The 23,018-nt window shown below is 39.2% G+C and carries 17 protein-coding genes and 1 tRNA gene; 13 read left to right on the top strand and 5 right to left on the bottom strand.

What is annotated here, in order from left to right:
- Positions 1–330 precede the first annotated feature (330 nt).
- On the top strand, positions 331–1,635 hold the full coding sequence (locus JW841_02005) for a serine/threonine protein kinase (protein ID MBN1959694.1): 1,305 nt from the start codon (positions 331–333) through the stop codon (positions 1,633–1,635).
- Between the two features lie 170 nt (positions 1,636–1,805).
- On the opposite strand, the gene hemB is transcribed toward JW841_02005, so the two are convergent.
- The 3 genes from hemB to JW841_01990 all read right to left on the bottom strand — a co-directional run bounded on the left by hemB (position 1,806) and on the right by JW841_01990 (position 5,751).
- A complete protein-coding gene (hemB, locus tag JW841_02000; protein ID MBN1959693.1) occupies positions 1,806–2,783 on the bottom strand; it encodes a porphobilinogen synthase in 978 nt (325 codons plus the stop codon).
- Between the two features lie 25 nt (positions 2,784–2,808).
- Positions 2,809–4,785 (bottom strand): LTA synthase family protein, encoded by a 1,977-nt coding sequence (locus JW841_01995; GenBank protein MBN1959692.1) that lies wholly within the window; start codon positions 4,783–4,785, stop codon positions 2,809–2,811.
- Positions 4,786–4,878: 93 nt separating this feature from the next.
- Positions 4,879–5,751, bottom strand: a complete 873-nt coding sequence (locus tag JW841_01990; GenBank protein MBN1959691.1) for an EamA family transporter — start codon at positions 5,749–5,751, stop codon at positions 4,879–4,881.
- 167 nt (positions 5,752–5,918) lie between these two features.
- Here JW841_01990 and JW841_01985 point away from each other — a divergent pair, with 167 nt between their 5' ends.
- The 6 genes from JW841_01985 (at position 5,919) to JW841_01960 (ending at position 11,779) form a co-directional block, all read left to right on the top strand.
- Positions 5,919–6,080 (top strand): hypothetical protein, encoded by a 162-nt coding sequence (locus JW841_01985; GenBank protein MBN1959690.1) that lies wholly within the window; start codon positions 5,919–5,921, stop codon positions 6,078–6,080.
- Between the two features lie 169 nt (positions 6,081–6,249).
- A complete protein-coding gene (locus JW841_01980; protein ID MBN1959689.1) occupies positions 6,250–7,119 on the top strand; it encodes a DUF4339 domain-containing protein in 870 nt (289 codons plus the stop codon).
- A 135-nt stretch (positions 7,120–7,254) separates the two neighbouring features.
- Positions 7,255–7,341 (top strand) — tRNA-Leu (locus JW841_01975).
- 35 nt (positions 7,342–7,376) lie between these two features.
- On the top strand, positions 7,377–8,717 hold the full coding sequence (locus JW841_01970) for an insulinase family protein (GenBank protein MBN1959688.1): 1,341 nt from the start codon (positions 7,377–7,379) through the stop codon (positions 8,715–8,717).
- The gene (locus JW841_01965) at positions 8,714–10,180 is read left to right on the top strand and encodes an insulinase family protein (GenBank protein ID MBN1959687.1); all 1,467 of its coding nucleotides are present in this window, start codon (positions 8,714–8,716) and stop codon (positions 10,178–10,180) included. Before JW841_01970 ends, JW841_01965 begins: the two co-directional genes overlap by 4 nt.
- Before the next feature lie 18 nt (positions 10,181–10,198).
- On the top strand, positions 10,199–11,779 hold the full coding sequence (locus JW841_01960; protein MBN1959686.1) for a CAP domain-containing protein: 1,581 nt from the start codon (positions 10,199–10,201) through the stop codon (positions 11,777–11,779).
- A gap of 19 nt (positions 11,780–11,798) precedes the next feature.
- Here the strand turns inward: JW841_01960 and JW841_01955 are convergent, their stop codons facing one another.
- The gene (locus JW841_01955) at positions 11,799–12,602 is read right to left on the bottom strand and encodes a nucleoside monophosphate kinase (protein MBN1959685.1); all 804 of its coding nucleotides are present in this window, start codon (positions 12,600–12,602) and stop codon (positions 11,799–11,801) included.
- Between the two features lie 216 nt (positions 12,603–12,818).
- Entirely contained in the window at positions 12,819–13,502 is a 684-nt protein-coding gene (locus JW841_01950) for a hypothetical protein (protein ID MBN1959684.1), read from the bottom strand.
- A gap of 202 nt (positions 13,503–13,704) precedes the next feature.
- On the opposite strand from JW841_01950, the gene JW841_01945 reads away from it, so the two are divergent.
- The 6 genes from JW841_01945 to JW841_01920 all read left to right on the top strand — a co-directional run bounded on the left by JW841_01945 (position 13,705) and on the right by JW841_01920 (position 22,890).
- Positions 13,705–15,120 (top strand): adenylate/guanylate cyclase domain-containing protein, encoded by a 1,416-nt coding sequence (locus JW841_01945; protein ID MBN1959683.1) that lies wholly within the window; start codon positions 13,705–13,707, stop codon positions 15,118–15,120.
- A 21-nt stretch (positions 15,121–15,141) separates the two neighbouring features.
- Positions 15,142–16,872, top strand: coding sequence for a GAF domain-containing protein (locus tag JW841_01940; GenBank protein MBN1959682.1), 1,731 nt, complete (start codon positions 15,142–15,144; stop codon positions 16,870–16,872).
- 314 nt (positions 16,873–17,186) lie between these two features.
- The gene (locus JW841_01935) at positions 17,187–19,277 is read left to right on the top strand and encodes a hypothetical protein (GenBank protein MBN1959681.1); all 2,091 of its coding nucleotides are present in this window, start codon (positions 17,187–17,189) and stop codon (positions 19,275–19,277) included.
- A 305-nt stretch (positions 19,278–19,582) separates the two neighbouring features.
- Entirely contained in the window at positions 19,583–20,164 is a 582-nt protein-coding gene (def, locus tag JW841_01930; GenBank protein MBN1959680.1) for a peptide deformylase, read from the top strand.
- Between the two features lie 16 nt (positions 20,165–20,180).
- Positions 20,181–21,176 carry a methionyl-tRNA formyltransferase gene (locus JW841_01925; GenBank protein MBN1959679.1) on the top strand — a complete coding sequence of 332 codons (996 nt, stop codon included), beginning with the start codon at positions 20,181–20,183 and terminating at the stop codon, positions 21,174–21,176.
- Between the two features lie 85 nt (positions 21,177–21,261).
- Complete coding sequence (locus JW841_01920) at positions 21,262–22,890, top strand: hypothetical protein (GenBank protein ID MBN1959678.1); 1,629 nt, start codon at positions 21,262–21,264, stop codon at positions 22,888–22,890.
- The last annotated feature ends 128 nt before the right edge of the window (positions 22,891–23,018 follow it).

The raw sequence follows: 23,018 nt of genomic DNA, 5'->3' as shown, positions 1-23,018 counted from the left end.
CCGTTAAGTTTAGCAAAACGTAATCGAGCCTGGGAAGCAGCAGAGTTGTTTGAACTTATAAATGATTTTGAAAGAGAGCTCTCCATTCCAGATGACAGTGATACTCCAGCAAGACCTGCCCCTTATAAATCGGACTAACCTTCGCTCATAAGTAGAGCAGAAAAAATATCAACGCGGTAAAGCTAATCTTGGGACGAATTATGAACCCTCATGGCTAATTGGTGACGATAAAAAGAAGTAGCCCATTTTATAAGGTTATTTAATTGTTATTTTTTTGGGGTCTTCAGAAATACGATATGTAATTCAGCTCATACATTAAAGGCAATTAATATGGGATGGGAAACTGATTGGAATTTTATAAAACAGATAGGTGATGGTGGCCAAGCTACCGTCTTTAAAGTGCAACATAAACTTGATAATACTTATGGTGCTTTAAAGCTACTACTTGATGATAGTAAAAAAAAGCGTGAAAGAAGAAATCGCTTTGCTCGTGAAATAATGTTACTTAAGAGTATTACTTCATACAGTATACCAAAAGTTTTCGAATCAAATGAAACGTGTTACGAGGATACCGATGTTGAACTATATATGGTATGCGAATTCATTGAAGGAAATAATCTGTCACAATATTGTAGTTGCAATGCTTTATCTATAGATATTGCGTTTAATATTGTTATGCAGTTGCTGGATGCTGTTGATACGTTACATCTTAACGAAATTATTCATAGAGATATCAAACCTGAAAATATAATGGTGCGTAGTATCAATAATAATGTTGAAATATTTCTTATAGATTTAGGGATTGCGTATAAAAAAAATGGTAATGATGATGAGATATTTGACACTGAAACTCAACAGGGTTTAGGAAATAGGTTTCTTGAACTTCCAGAATTAAAACCAGGTCCAAAATATCGTGATATACGAACAGATATCACATATTTAGTTGGTATTTTATTTTATCTGGTAACTGGTTGTTATCCAAGGCTATTATTAAATGCAAATAATAAAATGCCGCATGAAGCATTAGATAAAAATAAATATTCAAAACTTTTAGCTGATTCTAGATGGTCAAAACTTTGTAGAATATTTCACATAGGTTTCCAATACAATATTGAATTACGATTTAAGACCATTCATCAATTTCGAGAAATGCTGAATGGCATCAATTCTGCTTCAGAAGATTTTGATAGCATAGAAAATGAAATTAATAATCTTAATGTTTTTATTGAGCAAAGCGCTGTTAAAGAGATTGAGCAGTTATATAGTGTAATAAATTTATCGATGAAGAATTTTTGTGATGAGGTTAATAGCGCTCTGCATACTGCTAAATTACATATTGATGGCGGCCCAGGTTTAAAATTTGACAATAAGAATAAAGTTTGTAAGTCAGAATATTTTTTGCGTAGAGAAGGTAGAATTACACCAACAGTGTATTTTAGGTTATCAATTGAATATAAAGATTATAGGCTAACAGCCTACTACATACTTAAGAATAATATACCGATAAGATACTTTGATGGCGCGTGGGTTGATAGTCAAGGAATGTATGAAGCAAATAAAAAAGCTGCTAATGATGTAGCGCGGCAGATGCTTAAAGATTATGAGATCGCATTAAAAGCGGAGTACAATATATAACTTTTATTTATTAGTTGTACTAGTTTTGTTTTAATCTGAGGATTTTTAACTGTTGTAAATAGCTTTCAGAATGTTTTCAAGTTTTATCCAGAAATATCGACGTTTGGCACCACAGCCCGCCGGCACCACAGCCCGCCGACACCACAGCCAGCGCACCACAGCCAGCCGGATCAGAGTAGCCAATTTTCTTGTATGGCTATGGCAGCGTGATAGCTCAGAATTAATTGCGCCCCAGCACGACGCATCGCTGTCCACGTTTCATTTACTACGCCACGTTCATCAATAGCGTTATTAATTGCAGCATAACGAATCATGGCATATTCACCGGATACTTGATATGCTGCGATAGGAAGATTGGTGTGTTCATAGAGGTCGCGAATAATATCAAGATAGGTGACGCCAGGTTTGACCATCAAAATATCAGCACCTTCTTGTTCATCAAGTATAGCCTCGCGAATAGCATCGCGACGATTATGATAATCGAGCTGATAGCCACGACGATCACCAAAAGCTGGAGTACTATCGGCGGCATTACGAAAGGGACCATACAGATTTGAAGCGTATTTTACGGCATAACTCATGATGGGAGTATGCGAAAAATTATTAGCGTCAAGTAATTCACGAATGCAACGAACACGACCATCCATCATGTCAGAAGGTGCGACTAGATCAGCGCCAGCTTGAGCATGTGTTAGTGCCATTTGGGCGATGATATCAATCGAGGAGTCGTTATCTACTCGTCCATCTTTGATAATTCCACAATGACCACTATCAGTGTATGAACATAAACAAACGTCTGTAGCGATTAAGGCGGCATTACCGATAGCTTTACGAATAGCACGCAGGGCTTTCGGAACAACGCCATGGTGCTCAATAGCAGCAGAAGCGATAGCATCTTTGTTATTAGGAGTGCCAAAAATGAGAAATGACTTAAGTCCACATGAAACTAATTTCTCAATTTCATTTACTAGCTCATTTATTGGGTATTTTGTTATCCCTGGCATACCTTTTATTTCATAGGGTGTATCAATATCACCAACAAACATGGGATATATTAAGTGTTCAGGTCTTATGTAAGTCTCAGTAATTGCGTTACGCAGAATGGTATTTTCTCTAAGTCGACGTGGGCGTAAAAATGGTGCAGTCATTTTTATAAAACCTTATAAAAATGGTTTAAGGCATTATTCGATTATTAGCGGTGCTCCATAAATTCGCTTTCACAGCATTAATAAATAACTCAGCTTCTTGGGGAATTGCAGCAGCTTTTGGCAATATTGGATCAAATAAGGGATCGTATTGTTGGGTGTTAAAACAATGCATAGCTTGATTTGGTTTGTATGAACAATAGTGACTATCTGTACGATAGGTCAAATCACCACTCGCGCTCATATATACCCATGGGCTGCCATCACCCACGAGTAGATTTTTGCCTAGCCAAGCAACGGTGTCATTTACTCCAATAATAGCAGCAATGGTAGGAGTGATATCTATTTGGTGTGCTATGTGATTACGAACTTGTGGTCGCTTCATATGTTTGGTTAGCATTGCCATAGTGATACGGTATTGAATTTCATGACGCTGAATATTTGTTAGTTCAATATATGGTAATATAGGTACACTATGATCGCCTAACATAACTAACAAAGTGCGCTCGCCGATAGGACTACGCCATAAAGCCTCAATAAAATCAGCGATAGCGTAATCAGCATAACGAAAACGCGAAAGAAAGCCACGATAACTTTGATGATTTTCGGTGGCCATAATTAACTCATCAGGCAATGGCCCTTCAGGTATTACAGAATATTTGTGATGGGTACTTAGGGTTGAAGCGTTTACAAATATTGGTTTATTTGACTGTGCAAGTTGCTGCATAAGCTTAAGGGAACTTTGCAAAAATGGTCCGTCAGCCAAACCCCAATCGCCAATACGTTGAGTAATACCCTGGGAGAAATAGTAGGGTTCATCGTAAAATTCATCGACGCCATGCAGATTTTCAAACAAACGAGTTTGATGAAAAGTTGCGCGGTAAGAATTCATATAGGTAGTGAGATACCCCGCATTTTTTAAAACTTGTTGTAAGCATTTAACTCTTAAAGTGGTAAACGCCAAATATTCTGCAGGCCCGGTCATATTAGGCAGCATTGAACACAAGGTACTATAGAAACCGCGCACGGTTTGCCCGGTATGCTGACTTGAACTGTAAGCTTGTTTAAAGCGAATGGCGTGTCGTTTTAACAAAGGAATTAATCGTTTAAATATAAGCTGGCCAATTTGTGGATGATCAAATTCAAAGCCACGAAAACTTTCAACAAATAATACGATGACATGAATAGGGCCATCAACCGGAAGGCCGAGCTGTTTGCGCCATACCTGGGTGTTATTAATAGAAGGAGTGGTTTTATATAACAATGGATAGTAGTCGGTCGATGGACGGGGATAATCAGCAGCATCGTACCAAGGAGCAATTTGGTGTTGATTTTGTTTAAGGATATTAGCTAGCAAAGGGTCATCGATGAAATTGCGGTAGGCTAGAAGACCATTTGTTGGAGCCTGATGGTTTTGGTTGGCGCGAGCTTTTTCAAGTTGCGCAGTCCAGCTCATGCCGATGCCCTGATACAAACCTTTGCGAAAGTTTTGCATCGCCCAGAACCGCAGTATGTGATCTTTAACTAGTGGCGAGCCGTCATTGATCGACATCAGCGGGGGCGCTTCCCATAAAAGCGCACTTATGGCTAAAGCTATTAATAGCTGCCGTAGAGTTTTAAGACGCGAGTTCGTTTGTCGAGGTGGCGAAATAGCAATTGTTACTATGGCCAACAACATTAATAATATACTGATAATATGTAATGGGCTAGTAATTAATGCTGGAATTGAGCCGGAAACATCAGATAAATCTGACCAATGTTGGCGTACTATCCACCAATCAAGGGGCATTTGAAAAAAACTGAAATATAAAGCACCAGCTAATGTTGCAAGCCAAACAAAAAAGGTTGAGATAATAGCCGCCAGACGTTCACCGCGGCCTATAATTAATATAACAAGTTTAGCTAGAACCAAAGGCAGTATTGCTGCCATTAAATCGCAGGCTATACCTGCAGCAAAACCTGAGGCCCAAGCTTCGCTGAAAGATAGGTTTAGATCTTTAAGCACGCACAAATGCAAAAGCACTAAGGCTAAAAATAAAGAAAATGTTGGCAGGATGCGCAATAAGATTGTGCGTCTATGCGACACCACATTCATTAATTAACCTGCATTATATTTTAACGCTGCTTGTTTATTTTTTTGTGGCTCATGCGCAAGCCATAGGGCAGCAGCCATTAAAACAATGCTTATTATTACGCGTGGTAAATTGATTGTTTCATTAAATATCAGCCAAGCCAATATTACCGCACCAGGTATTTTTAGGTTATTCATTGTCGCCGCGGTGCCAGAGCTTACTTGGGTAACTCCTTTATTCCACAGGTAGAAGCCTAAAGCAGAGGGAATCAAACCAAGATAAGCAAGACTTGCCCATTGTGCACCGGTATGTGGTAAAACGGGGTTTGTACTGTTTAGCAGCAAGAAGGCTATTGGAGCGATTAAAGCGCCAATGTATAACCAACCAAAAGCGCTGATATCGTTAGTGAGGCCATGACGTTTGCGCGCATTGCGATACCATATCTGGCCGGCGGCAAAACAGATATTAGAAAGCTGTACCAGCACTAAGCCCATTAACGTCGGCTTGAGCATGGCAGGATTATAAACAATTACAATGGCACCGATAACTGCAATAAATGCAGCCAAAATTGGTGCAAAATGCCAACGTTTAGCAATGGCAAGTGCAATTAACGCCACGAAAATCGGAGTAGTCGTTGTAAGCAGTGCAATTTGATGCCCAGCTAAGATTTTATAACTGGCTATATAGGCGCAATACATTAGGCCAAATTGAATTAAACCAATGATTATTAATTCAAATACCAATTTGGCTTTAAAATGACGTAAAAACGGAGCAAAAATTAACGCAGAAAAACCTAAGCGAATTGCAGACACTACAAAAGGGTCTAAACCGGAAACTTGCGATTTTATAAGCCCAAAAGACATACTCCACAACACTGAAACTATTAATAAATAAATCATAGGCGGGCGTTTAGCATCATTAATCTTTATTTAGCTAGATGCAGTGCGACAAAATATATCTTACGGATTTTGCGCCATTTTTTTGCACTATTAGCAAAGCCGAGATAATTGCGATCTTGTAGTACTTAAAAAAAACTTATTTCACTCTAACTTATTGGAGAGTATAGATGCGCAAAAGAACCTCTTTTGAATCGTTCAATGACTTTCGTGATGAAGTACTACGTCATCGTTCAGGCCCACTAACATCACCAGTTGATGAGATTGTTGATGACATGTTTCATAATGATAGCGATGACGATATGGATTCGCTTTGGGAGGATTTGGATTAGGGCCCCCCCCTTGAATAGAATTTTTTGGCAGTTTTTGGCAATTAGACGGTGGTCGATACAAGTATAAATGGCCACCGTTTTCAAGTAGTGCATTTTTTAATAAATCGGATCTTGTGATTTTCCCGCCCGACTGTTGTAAGATAAATATATCATCTAGGGATTAAAACAGATGCCAGATATTTGGAGTGGTCTCGGAGTCGAGATTTCAAAAAAGAGCGAAGGTGAGTGGTTATACCAGGTAGGGGGTGAAACCCGTGGCCCACTACCAATGCAGGTAATAGCACAAAAGCTAATTAATGGCGAAATAGGCCTAAGAACGTTTGTCGCCCGTGAAGGCGGTGAATTTCATCCTATTTCGCAAGTTGCAGCCTTTGCTCAACATATTACTGAAGCTAAGAAGCAAGTACATAAACGCGCTGCTGCAAAGATGCGTCGTTTGATGCTAATATTTGCTTTTCCGGCGATCGCTTTGTTGAGTGTTGCAGGCTATTTTGTTTGGGTTGAGCTAGCACAAAATCGCGCTGAAGCCATGCGCGTAGCTAAGGCCAAGCAAGCTGAATTAGAAGCAAAACGAAAAAAAGCTGAGGCTTTACCTGATATGGGGCTAGTGGCTTTAGTTTCTTTGGGTTCTGAAGATACGGTTAAAATTAGCAAGCATACCGGCAGAAAGAAAAACCCAAACCGAAAAACAGGTACTTTCGGCATAACCAACAGAGCTAACGAACCTGAAGAAATGGTACAACAATGTATGTTGTCACAAGGGGCAATTCTGGGTACTCTCAAGAAAAATTTAGCTAAAATAAATGTTTGTGTTGAGGATGAACGCAGCCGTGATACGCAAGGACAAATGCCTTCGACTTTAGAATTAGAATTCATTGTGCAGACTAGTGGCAAAGTTACCGATTTTGCCCTTAAGGATCGACACTATCGCGTTGGTCCATTAAACAACTGCCTAATCAAGGTATTTAACACTATTAAGTTTCCGGCTAGTAATGGCGCTAATTGCCCTGTATCACTGCCAATTAAAATTGGTAAGTAATAGGGGGTGTCATTAGTTGCTCACTTTAAGTTGTGATATTATTGGCTAATTTTACGATCAGCGTTAGGAAGACACGCCATAGTGCAATGGGTTGACCGTTGCGGTGGTCGTCACTTATATACGACTCTTAAACTTGCCCGGGTGGCGGAATTGGCAGACGCACTAGGTTCAGGTCCTAGCGGTGGCAACATCGTGGAGGTTCAAATCCTCTCCCGGGCACCAGCAAAAAAAATCAACATATGATTGCGATTTAAATTATGGATTTAACACCGTTACTTGCATTACTTGTTTTTTCTGTTTCGACACCTAATGATGTACCACCGCCACAAATAAAAATTTCTTACGAGAAGTATGTTTTAACTGAAAATGGTCTTGAGGTGATTCTTAGTGAGGATCACTCTTTGCCTATTGTGGCGGTTAACATTTGGTATCATACCGGCGCAGTTAATGAAGAGTTAGGACGTACAGGCTTTGCGCATCTATTTGAGCATTTAATGTTTCAAGGCTCAAAGAATGTTGGCGATGACCAGCATTTGCGACTGCTGGATGCTGCAGGCGCAAGCGAGGTAAATGGTACTACAAGTTTTGATCGCACTAATTATTTTGAAACCGTACCTAGTAATCAGTTGGCTTTAGCTCTTTGGTTAGAGAGCGACCGCATGGGTTTTTTGCTCGACGCACTAACCCAGAAAAAATTTGATAATCAGCGTGACGTAGTAATGAATGAACGTCGTCAAACAGTTGATAATTATCCCTATGGCATTAGTGATGAGCGTTTGGTGCAATTATTATTTCCCCCAGATCATCCATATTATGGCAATGTAATCGGCTCGATGGTGGACATAGCGGCCGCTACAATTGATGATGTACGTGATTTTTATACGCGTTATTATGCTCCGGCCAACGCAACTTTAGCAATCGTAGGTGATATTGATATTGCTAAGACCAAAGCATTAGTGGCTAAGTATTTTGCCACACTGCCGCAACGCCAAACCCCGACTATTCGTAAAATTGAAACACCAATACTTAAAAATGAAGAACGCGTAATTATTAAAGAGCCGGTGCAATTACCCAGAGTTGCTTACGCCTGGCTTTCCCCAGCAGCATATCAAGATGGTGACGCTGACTGTGATATTATAGCTTTTATTTTAGGCAATGGCCACGCAAGTCGTCTTTATCAAAAACTAGTTTATGAACTGCAATTGGCTCAAGAGGTATCAGTGGGTCAAGCCTCAAATTACCTAACATCGATTTTTAGAATAGAAGTTATTGGGCGCCCGGGTGTAGATATAAAAAGGCTTGAAGCCGAAATACAAAAAGTAATCGACGAAATACGGAGTACCCCAGCATCGGCGCAAGAGATTGAACGGGCTCGTAATCAACTGGTTACTGAAATGGTGGCCTATCTGCAAAAGATTGGTGATTTAAATGGTAAAGCTGATACATTGAATCGTTATAATCAATATATTAACAAACCTGATTATTTTAATGAAGATTTAGCACGCTATCAACGCATTACTCCTAGCTCGGTTTTAAACGTTGCTAAAGAAGTTTTAAATTCCACCGCACGTGCGGTAGTAATTACGGTGCCTAAATGATTCGGCGAATATTAATTATTTCTTGTGTTTTAGTAACTTCAGCTTGTTCATGGCAAAATAAAAAAGTTGTTGCGGTAAATACCAATACATCTACTTTAGAAAATGAATCTTCTGATTTTCGTGCGCAACCACCAGTTGCAAAAGCAGAACCACAAATTACTCCACCAGTAGCCATACGTTATCGGTTAGATAATGGTCTCTTGATTTTTGTGGTGCCCAAGCATGATTTGCCATTGGTTAGCATTAATGTGGTATTTAAATCAGGATCAGCATCTGATCCGCAACAGCTTAGTGGCGTTGCTGGTTTTGTTGGTGAGATGTTGCTCTCTGGCACTAAAACCCGTAGCGCCAAAGAGTTGGCTAGTGAAATTGAAACATATGGAACTCATCTAAACGTTCAAGTAAATGAAGATGATATTCATATTTCATCATTAGCTTTAAAAAATTACTGGATCAAAGTATTAGCTATATTAGCGGATGCCATTACTAACTCAACTTTTTCAGATGAAGAATTACAACGCGTTCGCAAAAAACGTATTGCCAGCATAGCTAAAGAACTTGATGATCCAGAGACACTTGCGATGAGAGTGCTACGCAAAGCAGTATTCGCCGAACATCCCTATGCTCACACAGTATTAGGTAATAAAAAAGACGCAGAAGCGATTAAGCATAGTGATATTATTGCATATGTTAATGAGAATCTTCATGCTGCAAATGCCGCATTAATTGTTATTGGTGATATTACAACGCAACAGGTTATTGATCAGGCAACAAAGCATTTTAGTGAATGGCAGGGCAAACCTTCTGCTAAGCAACAAATAAGTGATGCGAATTTAAAACCTGCAAAAGTTGTCATTCTTAATCGTCCCAAGGCGCAACTTTCATTCATCATGTTAGGGCAGCTTGGTATTGCACGTAATAGTGGTGATTATTTACCAACAGTATTAATGAATTCAGTTTTAGGTGGAATGTTTAACAGTAGGCTAAATATGAATTTGCGTGAAGATAAAGGTTATACCTATGGAGCTTATTCATATTTCGATTCAATGCGCTATACTGGTATTTTTTTAGCAGCTGCTGGTGTACGTACAGATGTTACAATACCAGCATTGCGCGAGTTTTATACTGAAATTAAACGAATAAAAGAAAATGGTATTACTGTTGATGAATTAAAGCATGCTAAAAATGGTATCACCCTATCACTGCCCGCGCGTTTTCAAACAGTTAGTTCGATAGCAAGTATGATTAGGAATATATATCTTTATGATTTTAAACTTACTTATTATAATGATTTGTCTAAGATGATTAATGAGATAGATCTAAATGCAGTACAATCTGCTGCCAAAGAGCATTTAGCTATAGATAACTTGTCATTAGTAATAGTTGGTGATTACAACACCTTTAAAACCGAACTTAATAAATTAGATTTAGGTGCAATAGAAGTACGTGAAACATATCATTAGTAAAAACGAGATAATCAAGTGCCAGCGTTGTATGAATTATTGTTGATAGTTGGGACGATATTTGCTGGCAACTTGGCTAAACCTTGTGAGCAAAGTGATAGTAGCGAGTGTCACCATTCTACTTTATTAAGTTATGAGCGCTGGGTACCACCACCAAAGCTGCGACCATTTGAAAAGCGAATTTCACAAATAATTAAAAATTGGGGCAAAACGCGTGATTTGTCGTTAAGTTATGACGCGCGTTTATCATTAGTAGCGCAAAGCGCATTAAATGATGTACCAAGAAACCCACAAGAACGAATTGATTTAGAAGCGCTAAAAATCAAAAGTTATCATTTAGGATTCACCGATGCTGGTTTAGCGGCGATAGCATTGCGAACACCATTATCGCATAATGTCGATCAAATAATTGCTGATGAATTAAAATCTCGGTTTGCATCATTATCACCTACATGTTTCGGTGTAGGTGCAATTGTTTCAGGCAATGAACGTATAGTTATGATTTTAGTAGCAAAGCGGATGGTACGATTGTTACCTATGCCAGCAGTAGTGAAAAGAGGACAACAAATTAATCTAGCTGGAAGAGTTGTTGTAGCTGCCAGTGATAGTTATACTAAAATTATTATCGCTTTAGGTTTGCCTGATGGAACCGTACAACGACGTAAGTTAACTTTAACTAAGCGGCAATTTGCAACTACAATTCATGCTGGTTATCAAAAAGGGATACTCAATGTGCAGATCCTTATTGATCGTGCTCTTGGTCCCGAAATTGCTTCGCAGTTTCTTATAGGAATAGAACAAAATATTGATGCAAAAAAAATTCATCGCGTTGTTAATGAATATAAAGATAATCAAAAGTTTTCTATACAAGAACGCAAAGCGCAATTATTGGCTTTAATATTGGGTAGCCGTGAAGCTGTAGGAGTGGTATTGCCTGCAGCAAATATTTCTCTTGATGAAGTGGCTAATGCACATGCAGTTGATATGAAAACTCATAATTTTTTTGCTCACGTATCACCTCATTATGGGGATTTAGCGCAGCGATTGGCGCAACGCCAAATATTGGTTTCACGTGCGCTTGAGAATTTAGCTAGAGCTAATAGTGTTGAAGAGGTTTTGCAACAATGGTTAGCTAGTCCTGCGCATCGGGCAAATTTGCTTGATCCTGATGTTGATGCAATGGGTATTGGAATACAACTCACTGCGAATTCCCAGATATTGGCGGTGCTCGTATTGGTACGGCGAGCTGATGAAGGTGATAGTAAAGAGTTAGCTACACGTACGCTTAGCCGCATCAATGTAAAACGTTTACGCCTTGGACTTAATGCTTTAACTTTTGATGAAGAGCTATCGCGTTTAGCTCGTTTACATTGCAGTGCTGTTGCTAATGGTCGTGATGGTGAAGAGATAGTAACAGAGATTAAACAGCAATTAATTGGTTATAGTATAAGTGTGAACTCTTTTATGGGCACCAACATAGACATAGTTACTCATTCAGATGATTTAAGGTTGTGCTATGAACGGGTAGGGATTGGCGTCATACGTTTGCAACCGAACGATGCTAGATTGTGGATAACGGTGATTTATGTAAAAGATTAAATAAAATCGTCAGCCAATATTAACCTAATACAGGTTTAATAGCACTCATAACGCTTTCACGTACAGCTTCATCAGTAAACACCGGCAGATTACCAGGCACATGCACGCTGGGTATACCTGCTTTAGTTAATACTGCGATAGCAGGCAATGCCTTTTGTTGAAATTCTTCAAGACGAGTGCGAATTTTTTCTTCAGTGTCATCTGAACGCAAAATAACTTCGGTGCCACAGACTGTACATTTGCCATCTGGTGTTGGTGGTTTAAATTCTAAGTGAAATACTTTACCGCAGCTTTTATTGGGGCAAATACGACGGCCTATGGTTCTAGCAACAATAGCCTCATCTTCATTATCGACTATTAAAACGAGGTCAATTTTGGTACCGGTTTTTTTAACTAGATCGATTAAAAAGGCCGACTGATCAGGGGTGCGTGGATATCCATCAAGCACTAAGCCTTTACCACCTTCAGCATTAAAGGCTGCTGCTAATAAATCGTTGGTAATATTGTCGGGAACAAATTTGCCACGATCTACGTATTGGGCTGCTTTAAAACCAAGCACCGCGGCTTCTAATTTTACTTGAGCAGCGGCAGCGGACTCACGCAGCGCAGTGCCAATTTCTTGATCTAAAGCAAATTTGCCGTTTTGAAAAAGTATACTGGTTTTGTCAACTTGATCGCGAATTTGTTTGTATGCCCCTAAATATTCACGAAAAATATTGCCAGTTGAGAGTTGCTTTAACTTATATTCGTTAAGCAAGACATCAATGCGTGGTTGCTTACCCGCACCACTTTTACCTGCAACAATTATGTTTTGCGGCATCATCCTTCGCTCCTTAGCAAAAATAGTTTGAACCTTTTTAAAAAACGCTATTAACTAGGGGGTGTCCCTAACTAAAAAAGGCTAACGTTTCAGACCGTAATTTTTAAGTACGTGGTCCTTAAGTTTGCATCTACCTATTTACAATAGTGAAGGTCAATAACTTATAAACTTTTAATGACTTAATAGTGCGGTTGATTTTTTAGGCTAAGTGCGAATTTGTTAAAAAGAAAATTGCCAAGTACTCGCGGCAATAAATAACTGGGCGCTAAAATACGATCCCAATTCTAAAGCATAAGGTGGTTTAGCATGAGCGAAATGGCGAATTGCTAACAGGCCGTCAGCCAACATAAAAGCTAAGGCGCCCATTACCCCTAACAACCATGGCATAAAACCTAGGATTGCAATTTGATCATAGCGAATCAGAAGACGCCAACTCACCATGGCTAAAGCTAGAGAATAAATAGATATCGCAATTTTGAAGGTTGAAGATAGATGCGACCATAAACGCTGCAAAAACAGGATTGCAATACAAACAGGAATTAAAAACCAACAGAGGTGCAACCAACGCCAAGCGGTATCATAAGTAAATGCCGCAATATAAACAAAATGAGCGAACAAAAATAAAATAAGTCCTAAAATAAGATTTCTTCGCGGCATCATTAATACAATGTCCCCTGCTAAAGATAACAGTAACCCTGTAATAAAGATTTTATGAGCAAAGGTGTTTAAATAAGACGGATAAATTAATGTAGCAGTAATAATAATGGAAATAGTCGCAGGTTTGGTAAAAAAATGGGCCCACATAATATTTTTATATCGGCTCCAAACGGCGATTGCACCCAGCGCCAATACCAGAAAAAACCAAATCATATATAAAGCATAAGCGTTTTTGGGGGAGTTCATTAAGAAAAATAGGAATAGTTTTTATTTATTGAAGCGAAAAATTGTTTATAAGGATCTTAAAAAGTTTTATAAATAAGGATAGCTCCTAAACATAGCAGTAAAAAACTGGCGTTCTATAGCCATAGCAGTGGATACTAGGGTTGTAATTTTCATTTAACTTGGTAGTGGCGTTGACTGGCATTAGCAACGGTATTGATTTCTTATGCGTACCGAAATTCTTTCTATAGTTTTTACTGATATTAAGGGCTATACCGCTGCCACTTCAACGCAATCTCATCGTGAAAATGAACATATGCTGCGGCGCATCGATCGCATTATTGCGCCGGTTGTACGCGGTTATAGTGGCAGAGTGGTCAAATCGATAGGCGACGCTTATATGATCGTCTTTCGTTCGCCAACCGAGGCGGTACGTTGCGCCACAGCCGTTCAAGATAGATTACATCAGTATAATGCTTCAGCACGCGCAGACCAAGCGATTCATATTCGTATCGCCATGAATATTGGCGAAGTAAGGGTGCATCGCGGAGATGTTTTTGGTGAGCCGGTAAATATTGCCTCACGTATAGAAAGCATTACACCAGCAGATGAAATTTATTTCTCTGAGGCAATATATTTAACCATGAATCGTTCGCAATTATATAGCGAACGAGTGGGTGATTTTGAACTTAAGGGGATTCCTGAACCTATTACAGTTTATCGGGCTCGTGCTTTTGCACACGTTGAAACTAATGATACGCCAGAAACCGATACTCAAGTTTCAGTAACTGGACTACCTTTTGGTGGTACCGAACTCGGACATTGGCGTCGTATGCGTTGGGTGCGGCGAGCCTATATGGCAATGTGGGCTTTAGTTATTGCAGGGGTAGCAGGGGCCTCATATCTTCGTTATCGCCCAGGTGCTGATTATTCTGCCGTCTTGGCAAGGATGCAAAGCGCAATCGAAAAAGGTTTGCCTAAACAAGCATTAGCAGCAGCAGTTGATATTCCTATAAGTACTACTGAAGAATATATGCAATCACGAAGATTACGTCGTAAAGCAATAGCTTTGCTGATTGAAAAAGGCAATACTGCTTTTGTTGCTAAAGAGCTTGATGCATTAATCAAGTCTGATAGTCGCGATGCAGAGGCGTTGTTGCTACGCAGTGCATATTTAATTGGTGGTAATAAAGATATTGCTGGTGCTGCAGATGATATAGCTAATGCCTTAAAACTAAATCCAGCACTAGCTAATCGCGTTGAAGTGTCTCAATATATTGCGCACACTTATCGTGATCCGATGGCACGTCGGGTGGCCGAATATGTGGTTGAGAATTATTTAAAACAAAATGCGGTGCCATCTTTAACTAAAGCATTAAGTGATAAAAATTATGATATTAAAACGCGAATGATTATCGCTTCTCGTCTTGAAAAACTGGGTGCTGGTCAAGATATTGATTGGGTAACATTAGCGCTTGAACAACTTAAAAGCACTAATTGTAAATCTCGTTTAGACGCAATCTCGCGATTAGTTTCTGAATATGACGAGCGAGCGATAAAGCCACTTAGACGTATCGCAGGCTCTAAAGGTTGCGGCGCTCTACAAGCGCGTCGTGCAGTCGAGAGTATTCTCGGTAAGTGATCATTTATGCCAATTAAGGCCATGAGCAAGAGACTGATAGTATTTTCATTATCGCTAATAGTTTTGTTGTTGTGTAGTGTTTATGAAACGGCATTTGCGACAAATCTCACTCCAGCGCCTGCCTCTTTACCGAATATTCCTGCAGATATTACCGACCCTACCGATGTATTAAATCTTGAGGGTTTTTGGCTTTTTCATGCAGGGGATAATCCTGGCTTTTCTCATCCCGATTTCGATGATGCCAATTGGGAAAAAAGGCAAATTCCTACGGCACATTTACCTTGGCGTTTTCGTTGGCAAGGTTTTGCTTGGTATCGACATCATGTGCGCCTAGACGAAAAAGCGTTAGGCCATGATTTTGCTATTGCTATTGGTAGCGCGCGTGAAGTCGTTGAATTATTTATCAATGGTGTAATAGTTAGTAGGCAAGGTCATTTTGGTTCGCGGCCTACTGGCGGTGATCGTTTTATGCCACTAGTCGCTCTTATACCAGCGACTTTATGGCGTGCCGGAGATAATGTTATTGCTATTCGTATGCTTGATCCAACATGGGCCAGTGGCATAGTTAGCGGGCCATTAATCTTAGGCGCACCAGCAACAATCTATCAAAGCACAGAGTGGTCACAAAAAGGTGTTCCGGCTATTCATTTTTTACTGGCAAGTTTGGCTTTATTTATCGGGTTGGCACAATTACTAACGGTGCGTGGTCGTTGGGCTAGCCGAGAATCACTATGGCTTGCAGGTACTGGGGTAGGCTTAGCTACGGCTCTTTTAGGAGGGACATCTATTCTTAATATAATATCGCCAGTACTTGAGTTAACTTTGCGTTTGCCGATGATAGGCGCAACTATAGCAGTTTATTGTGCGGCAAGTTTATTTGCAACTCGATATGATGAATTAGGCGCCACCCATGTAAAATGGGGACGAAAGGCGTTGTTAGTTTTAATTGCGGCAATACTATTAGTTCCAGAATCGGTGGTTTTTTTAGCGGCAGCACCAGCAGTTTTAGTGGCTGCCCTAGTGGTTTCTCTCTATGCCGCTTATTTGTTAGCGCAAGCAGCAAGACGCCAAGAACCATATACCGTGCCAGTCTTTGCTAGTGTTATCCTATTGGCATTATTATTAATATACGATGGCTTCACTGCCTCTGATACTTCGTTATTGCCCATGCCTTCATTGGCGGGAGCCGTTTTTGTCCTTGTAATTACGGCCTTGCTTGCAGTACGTCAGGCTATATTTGAGCATGAATCAGCCATAACCCGTCTGCGTAATTTAGAAGATATTATAGATACTCAGCAAGGAATAGGGGTACTTGATGCCAGTGCCATGTCTATTGTTGATGTTGATCACTTTTTAGATGTTGTTTTGCACGAAGCTGTGCGTGAGATAGGTGTAAGTCGATGCTCACTAATGCTTGAGAGAAATTCTCACCTAGTGCTAGTTGCAAGTGTCGGTTTACCAAAACATACTTTAGGTACTGAAATTTCGCTAAGCAACACAATTGCTGGTTGGGTATTTCAAAATGGCGAAGCTATTAGTAATAAAAATATTCCCGAGCATCTGTCGCGTCTGCCAAGAGCAGGTCAATATGCTACCCCGTCATTTATTGCTCAACCAATCAAGCATGAAAATACTTCTATTGGAGTATTGAGTGTTTCTGACCGTGCTGATGCAGGTGAATTTTCTCTGCAAGATGAAAACACCGTATCGGAAATTGCATGGAAGTTGGCATTAGTATTAACTAGAGCATAAATTAAATATAAACAACACAAAGTACAATGGGTAAAATCCACCGCGTGGGTAAAAATTACCTTGATTTTATTTGAGAGTTGTTAGCCAATTATTACAATTATTATCATATTACATGTGCAATAACGAATCCCTAGGGAATATGTTTTAATCCCGGTTTTATTGAACTTTAAATAGGTAAATAAGTTTTTATTCATATCCTCATTATATTTCAGTATATCAGCATACATATTTTTACAACTTGGCATCATTTATGCGACGCTTTTATTTTACCTAATTAAAGGGACAGCAAAATTGATACGCCAAGGAGTGGAACCATGTATAATTGGTGTCGAAGATCTTTCATTTACATTTTTAGTTTAAGTTTTTTAATAAGTGCAGGTTGTGGCCACAACGATGAAAATATGAAGCCAGAAGATGGCCATTTTGGTCAACGCCCTTTAGCATTTTCAATAGATTTAGCTAATGCTGCAAATTTAGCTATTACCGATCAATCAAATAAAGTAACCCAAAGTAATACTAGCGCCAATCTTAAGACTGGTATTGTCCTAGTTAACCAAGCGACCAGGTTTGTTGAAGCGCAAGATAATCAAGATGAATCAAACATGGTAAAAATTGAAACTGATGGTGAGCTTGCAGATGCCATCGTAGAAGCACAACCAGAAGGCATGGATAAATTGAGTGACCAAGAAAAAGAACAAATGGGACCACCACCAACAAGACCTCGCGTAGCAGCAGTTGGTTTGTCTCCTACAGGTGAAGTTTATGTGCTTTTTGAATATCCATTTATTTTCCGTCTAGTCGATGATCCCAATGGTCTTGATCCTTGGAGCCCCTCAAGTCCATTTACCTGTCAGCTTTTTAAAGCGGAGTTAAATTTAGCAGAGGCACTTATAGGTGAATCAGTAGTCCCAATGGCTCCCAGTAATTTAGAGTGCTTGACTACTGATTTTGAGATCCCAACCTGGCGTCAGGGATTAGTAATGCAGTTTGATAAAAACGGTAAACTTTACTTTCCCGCTCATATAAGTGGAACAGATCAAGATTTATTCTACTCATATGATCCAAATACCAAAGCTCTTACCGAAGTAGTTAATGCCAACATTTGTTGGAGAAATGTTGAAGTTACTCCCGCGGGCAGTATCTTTTATACAGGCACCACTAAAGTTGATAATGATTGTAGTGGTACCAGCTTTTTCCGCTACATTTCTTCAGAAAATCGACTTATCGAAATTAGTCGTAATTGGTGGGAGTATGCTTTTACTAGCGAAATAGATCCAGATGATGAGGATGCTGAGAGAATTCTATTTTACGGACCCGACCCAGATACCTCAAATGGTTTACCGAGTTGGGAATCTGCATGTTTATATCGTTACGACCCCTCAATTTCAGATCCTGATAAACGTGCCACTAGGTTATCAAAATGCCTTAATGATTTTTGGGGTTGGGTAGATGCGCGCGACATTGATGGTAATAATGAACCGCAACCAAGTCTTGCTTTACGTATGATTAAAAAAGAGCGCTGTGAAACAGATGGCAAAGTATTTATCGGCGGTTCAGGTATTACTCGACTTGAACAAGGCGCACAGGGCGAAGTTTTCATTTTAGGTGAATTACAACGTAAACTTGGTGGTGAATTTAAGTGCAATGTTGAAATACATGGTCCGCATTGTTCCTCGCTTGATCCAAAAGATGACAAAACATCATGCATAGCTAAAAGCTTTCAGTGGATAAACGAAGGCTGGTGTGAAGCTAATGATTATTATCCAACATATGAAGAATGTAATCTTGCGGGCGGTGACTGGTATGCAAATTCTAAATGGTACGACAATGTTTCAGGTTCTGCCTGTTTAGTTAGTGCCTCTTCAACGCTAACTGATGAAGAGGTGGCAGCAGGTGTAGTATTTAAACCAGATTGGCAAGTACAGTGGGTTAATTGCAATACTCCATCAGAGAGTAACGGGCAATGGACCCGATCTGTACGTGGCATGGCTTATATTGATCCCAAAGTTGATAATGTTTCTGAAAATTTACCAGTATTAATCTCTGGTTTAGATGAAGACGCTATCAATTTCTGGTTGCAAGAAAGAGATGGTGATACCGTTGTTTATTATAGTAGTTTTAAAACTGGGCGCTATCTTTTTAATGAAGCACGCCTTTCTAGGGTTAATGATGAATTAACGGTTCAACATCGAGTTCTTCTTGAAGAATACGAAGTTTATAATGTTTCGCCAAGTCCAAATAATCAAAATCGCTTAATGTTTGATTCATTATATTTTCCAACAAATACATATCGTTTCGGTACTATAGACGTTGGGTTAAGCGACGAAGGAGATATTGAGTCAAGCTTTGAAGTTACTGACGGTCTTACTGGGCGGATACGTACACTTATTATAATTCCAAACTAAATATTGAAAGAGTTGCTAAAGGAGCTGAGGTGATAAGAGGCCTTAATTATTTTAAATTAGAGTTAAGGCCTCTTGTGCTCCTTTTGCTAAAATTAAGACGCTGCTTCATAGCGACCGTGATTTTGACGCTATGGTTAAAATGTTTGAGTTAATGACCATATGATCTAGTCAAACCGTCAAACCGTCAATTTATTCATATAGTTAGGTTAATAGATTTACGTTATTGCTATGTTACACAGTAAGTAATCTCTGTTGACATTTAATTATAGATAATTATTGTGTTTTTATATGGAGGATTAAATTACATGGCTGTCCGCCAAATCTGCATATGGCCTGACCCTGTGCTTTTACAAAAAGCTAATGAAGTAAAGGAAGTCGATGCCAGTATTAAGACCATGGTTTCTGACATGTTTGAGACTATGTATAAATATAACGGTATCGGTTTAGCGGCAAATCAGATAGGCGTAACAAAACGGGTTATTATTATCGATTTAGATCCTAAAAATCAGTCTCAAGATGACGACGAAGTGCATCAAGAATTAGAAAGTTGGAATTTTACTGGTCCGGTAGCTTTAATAAATCCTGAAATTATAAAATCAGAAGGCGAAATTATTTGGGAAGAGGGTTGTTTGTCAGTACCGGGAATCAGTGAAGAAGTAAAACGCAATGAACACGTTTGGGTAAGTGCTATCGATGTGAATGGTAACCCATTAGAAATTGAAGCTCATGGGTTATTTGCAGTTGCTCTACAACATGAGACTGATCATCTTAATGGGCGAGTTTTTGTTGATTACCTCTCAAAATTAAAACGAGATGTTATTCGTCGTAAAATGAAGCGTTTATCTGAAAAAGAATCAACAAATGTTAGTAGCAAAGCGATGATATAATAGCTATCTAGCCTTTATGACCTTAAAAAATTCTATTACCAAAGTAGTTTTTATGGGTAGTCCCGATTTAGCTGGGACTATATTAAAGGTATTGCTTGAGTATAAAAATCTGGTTGAAGTAACAGGCGTAGTTACCCAACCTGATAAACCTGCGGGTCGCGGCAAAAAAATAACCCCTCCACCAGTTAAAATAATTGCACAGCAGCATAATTTGCCGGTTTTACAACCAATCAAAATGAAAACAACAGAAACCTCGGCGCAGATACAAGCATTATCACCTGAGCTTATTATTGTTGCTGCCTATGGTCGTATTTTGCCTACTAGCATTTTAAATCTGCCATCATTAGGTTGCATCAATGTTCATGCGTCATTATTACCGCGTTTTCGTGGAGCCTCACCTATTGCCCATACAATTTTGCATGGTGATACAGAAGGTGGGGTCAGCATTATGCATATGGACGAAGGCTTAGATACCGGGCCGGTTTATGCAATGCGAGCAATTAAAATAGATGAAAATGAAACGGGACATACCCTCGCTGAGAAATTAGCCAAACTTGGCGCTGATTTGCTAATTGAAGTGTTGCCAAAAATTATATCAAAGCAATTGTTGCCATCACCACAAGCTATTGAAGGTGTTTCTTATGCCAAGTTGTTAAATAAAAATGATGGATGGCTTGATTTTACCAAAGATGCAAACGAACTGGCTCGTCAAGTTAGAGCATTAATTCCCTGGCCGTTAGCTTTCATTACGCGAAAAAACGAGCGCATTCAAGTGCTTGCTGCCCATGCTTTAGATGGTCAAGGTGAAACTGGACATGTAGTAGCGGCAAATTCAGCCGGCGTTGCGGTTGCATGTAAAAGAGGTGTGCTTGTTTTAGATACCGTAAAACCAGCAGGAAAAAGTGCAATGAGCGCTGCGTCTTGGGTTGCGGGTCGCGCAATAGCTATTGGTGATGCTTTTAATCTGTCTAGTAACCAAGTGCCAGATACGGCTCATGCTGGTAAAAGATAGACGGATAGGCTTTGCTAAGTAGCTATTCATTGCTAATATAAATAATAAATGATTAATTTGCAGTTAAATAAGAGTGAGGGTAGCGATGGTGTTAACCACTGACGGAAGTATAAAAAAAGTATCGTTATCAGCGAGCCATAAAAAAGAACTAGCCCCTAATAACACTGTCGTAATTGCTAACAAAGCGCCAAATATCTTAAGTGGCAATGCTGTTAATTATATAAACGATAACGATTCTTGCGAGGTTACGCTTACGCTGGCCGATACTAAAAAATACACGTCAGCTAAACACGACAAAAAAGAATATGGATTTGTAATAAAAGATAATCAAAATGGTGTAAATCTCATTGCTTTCAATTCTACAAAAGCTACTAATCAAAGCTCAAAAACTACTGAAACAGCAACACCTTATAATCCTCCCATTGATTTATCGAGTTTTCTGGTTAAAGCCGGTGTACCACCCGATCTAGTGGAACCGATTGTACAAAATGGCATTACGCATACTGAGGCAGCCAGATTAGCTTCTATACTATATAAAAAGCAAAACCCACTTAAAACCTATGGGCCCATGGCCATCGCTCCACATCTGTTTAAAGAAATCGGTCTTGCAAAGCAGAAGGCAAGCAGCAGTGAGCTAGTAGAAAAGCTACAGGCATATAGAGATTTTGCCGTACCTTACGTAGACGGCTCTCTGCGTAACGCGTTTTCCGGTTTGGCATTGCAATATGCTGGGGACATTGAGTTAGATACACACCGAAAGAGTTTTAAACTCGGTCCCTTTATTTCGGGTAAGTTTTATCCTTTTAGCATCGAATCTAATACATATAAATTTTATATATTAAATCCCAATGGCAGTTATGGAAAATGTATACGTGAGCTATCTATAGAAAAACCTAAATTTTTGGCGGTTCCGAAAAAGTATATAGTTCCACCCGGAGACCATATTGCCAAACTTAGCCCAACAGAAGATCCACTACGAGGAGAATTTCCATTTACTGATACACCAATATATGCGTTAAAAAATATTGCAATTATCAATGAATACTTTCCTTCTAATGTTTTTGCCTCCCAAAAAGTAAGTAAGATGCTTGATTTTAAGCGTAAAGAGTCGCAATTATTTAGCGAGATGCATCAACATAATATTGCTAGTAAGGCATATAATGCTCATTCATTAATTTTTCATAAACTTCAAGGTGACCCTACCGATCCCGGTAATTATGCATCGTATATTATGGGTCTGCCGTACTGGGATAATATAGTAGCCGATGATATTATCGAGCGGATAAACCTTGGCGATTTAGCTCCTGTCCTCGCAAAAGATAAAATTTGTTTATATGATTGTTTTGTTCAATATATAATTATCGATGGTAATTATTTCACCGCTACTTCAGGTTTAGTAGTTGAAGTAGATAGTCAAGGTAAGGCGCTATCTATTATAAGCAAAATAGGAGATAATCTTTTATATGCTTACCACCCATCCGCGGACAACTTGTCTATATTACTCGCCAAATTTGTAAATAATACACTTGCTACCAATAAAAATTATAAAATCGCTAACAAGAAACTAATTACTAGTGATGGTAAAGAGCACACCATCGATATTTCATATCAGTTTTATAGATATAAAAATCATGTGACATTAAATAAATATATTGATCTTGAGTTATTTGAATCGCTTAAAAGCAAGATACCGAGTTCTGGCAGCAGACCGTAATATTATTAACATTAACATTGCTTAATTCCCGACCCACCACCCTGCTGACTCTTGATCTCATCTCTGTAATTGATCGATTTTATTAGGCTTTACTGGATGCCCTCTTTCGAGGGCATGACGTAGAGAGT

The sequence above is a fragment of the Deltaproteobacteria bacterium genome (assembly GCA_016931625.1).
GTDB lineage: Bacteria > Myxococcota > XYA12-FULL-58-9 > XYA12-FULL-58-9 > JAFGEK01 > JAFGEK01.
This window is presented reverse-complemented; position numbering and strand designations above follow the sequence as displayed.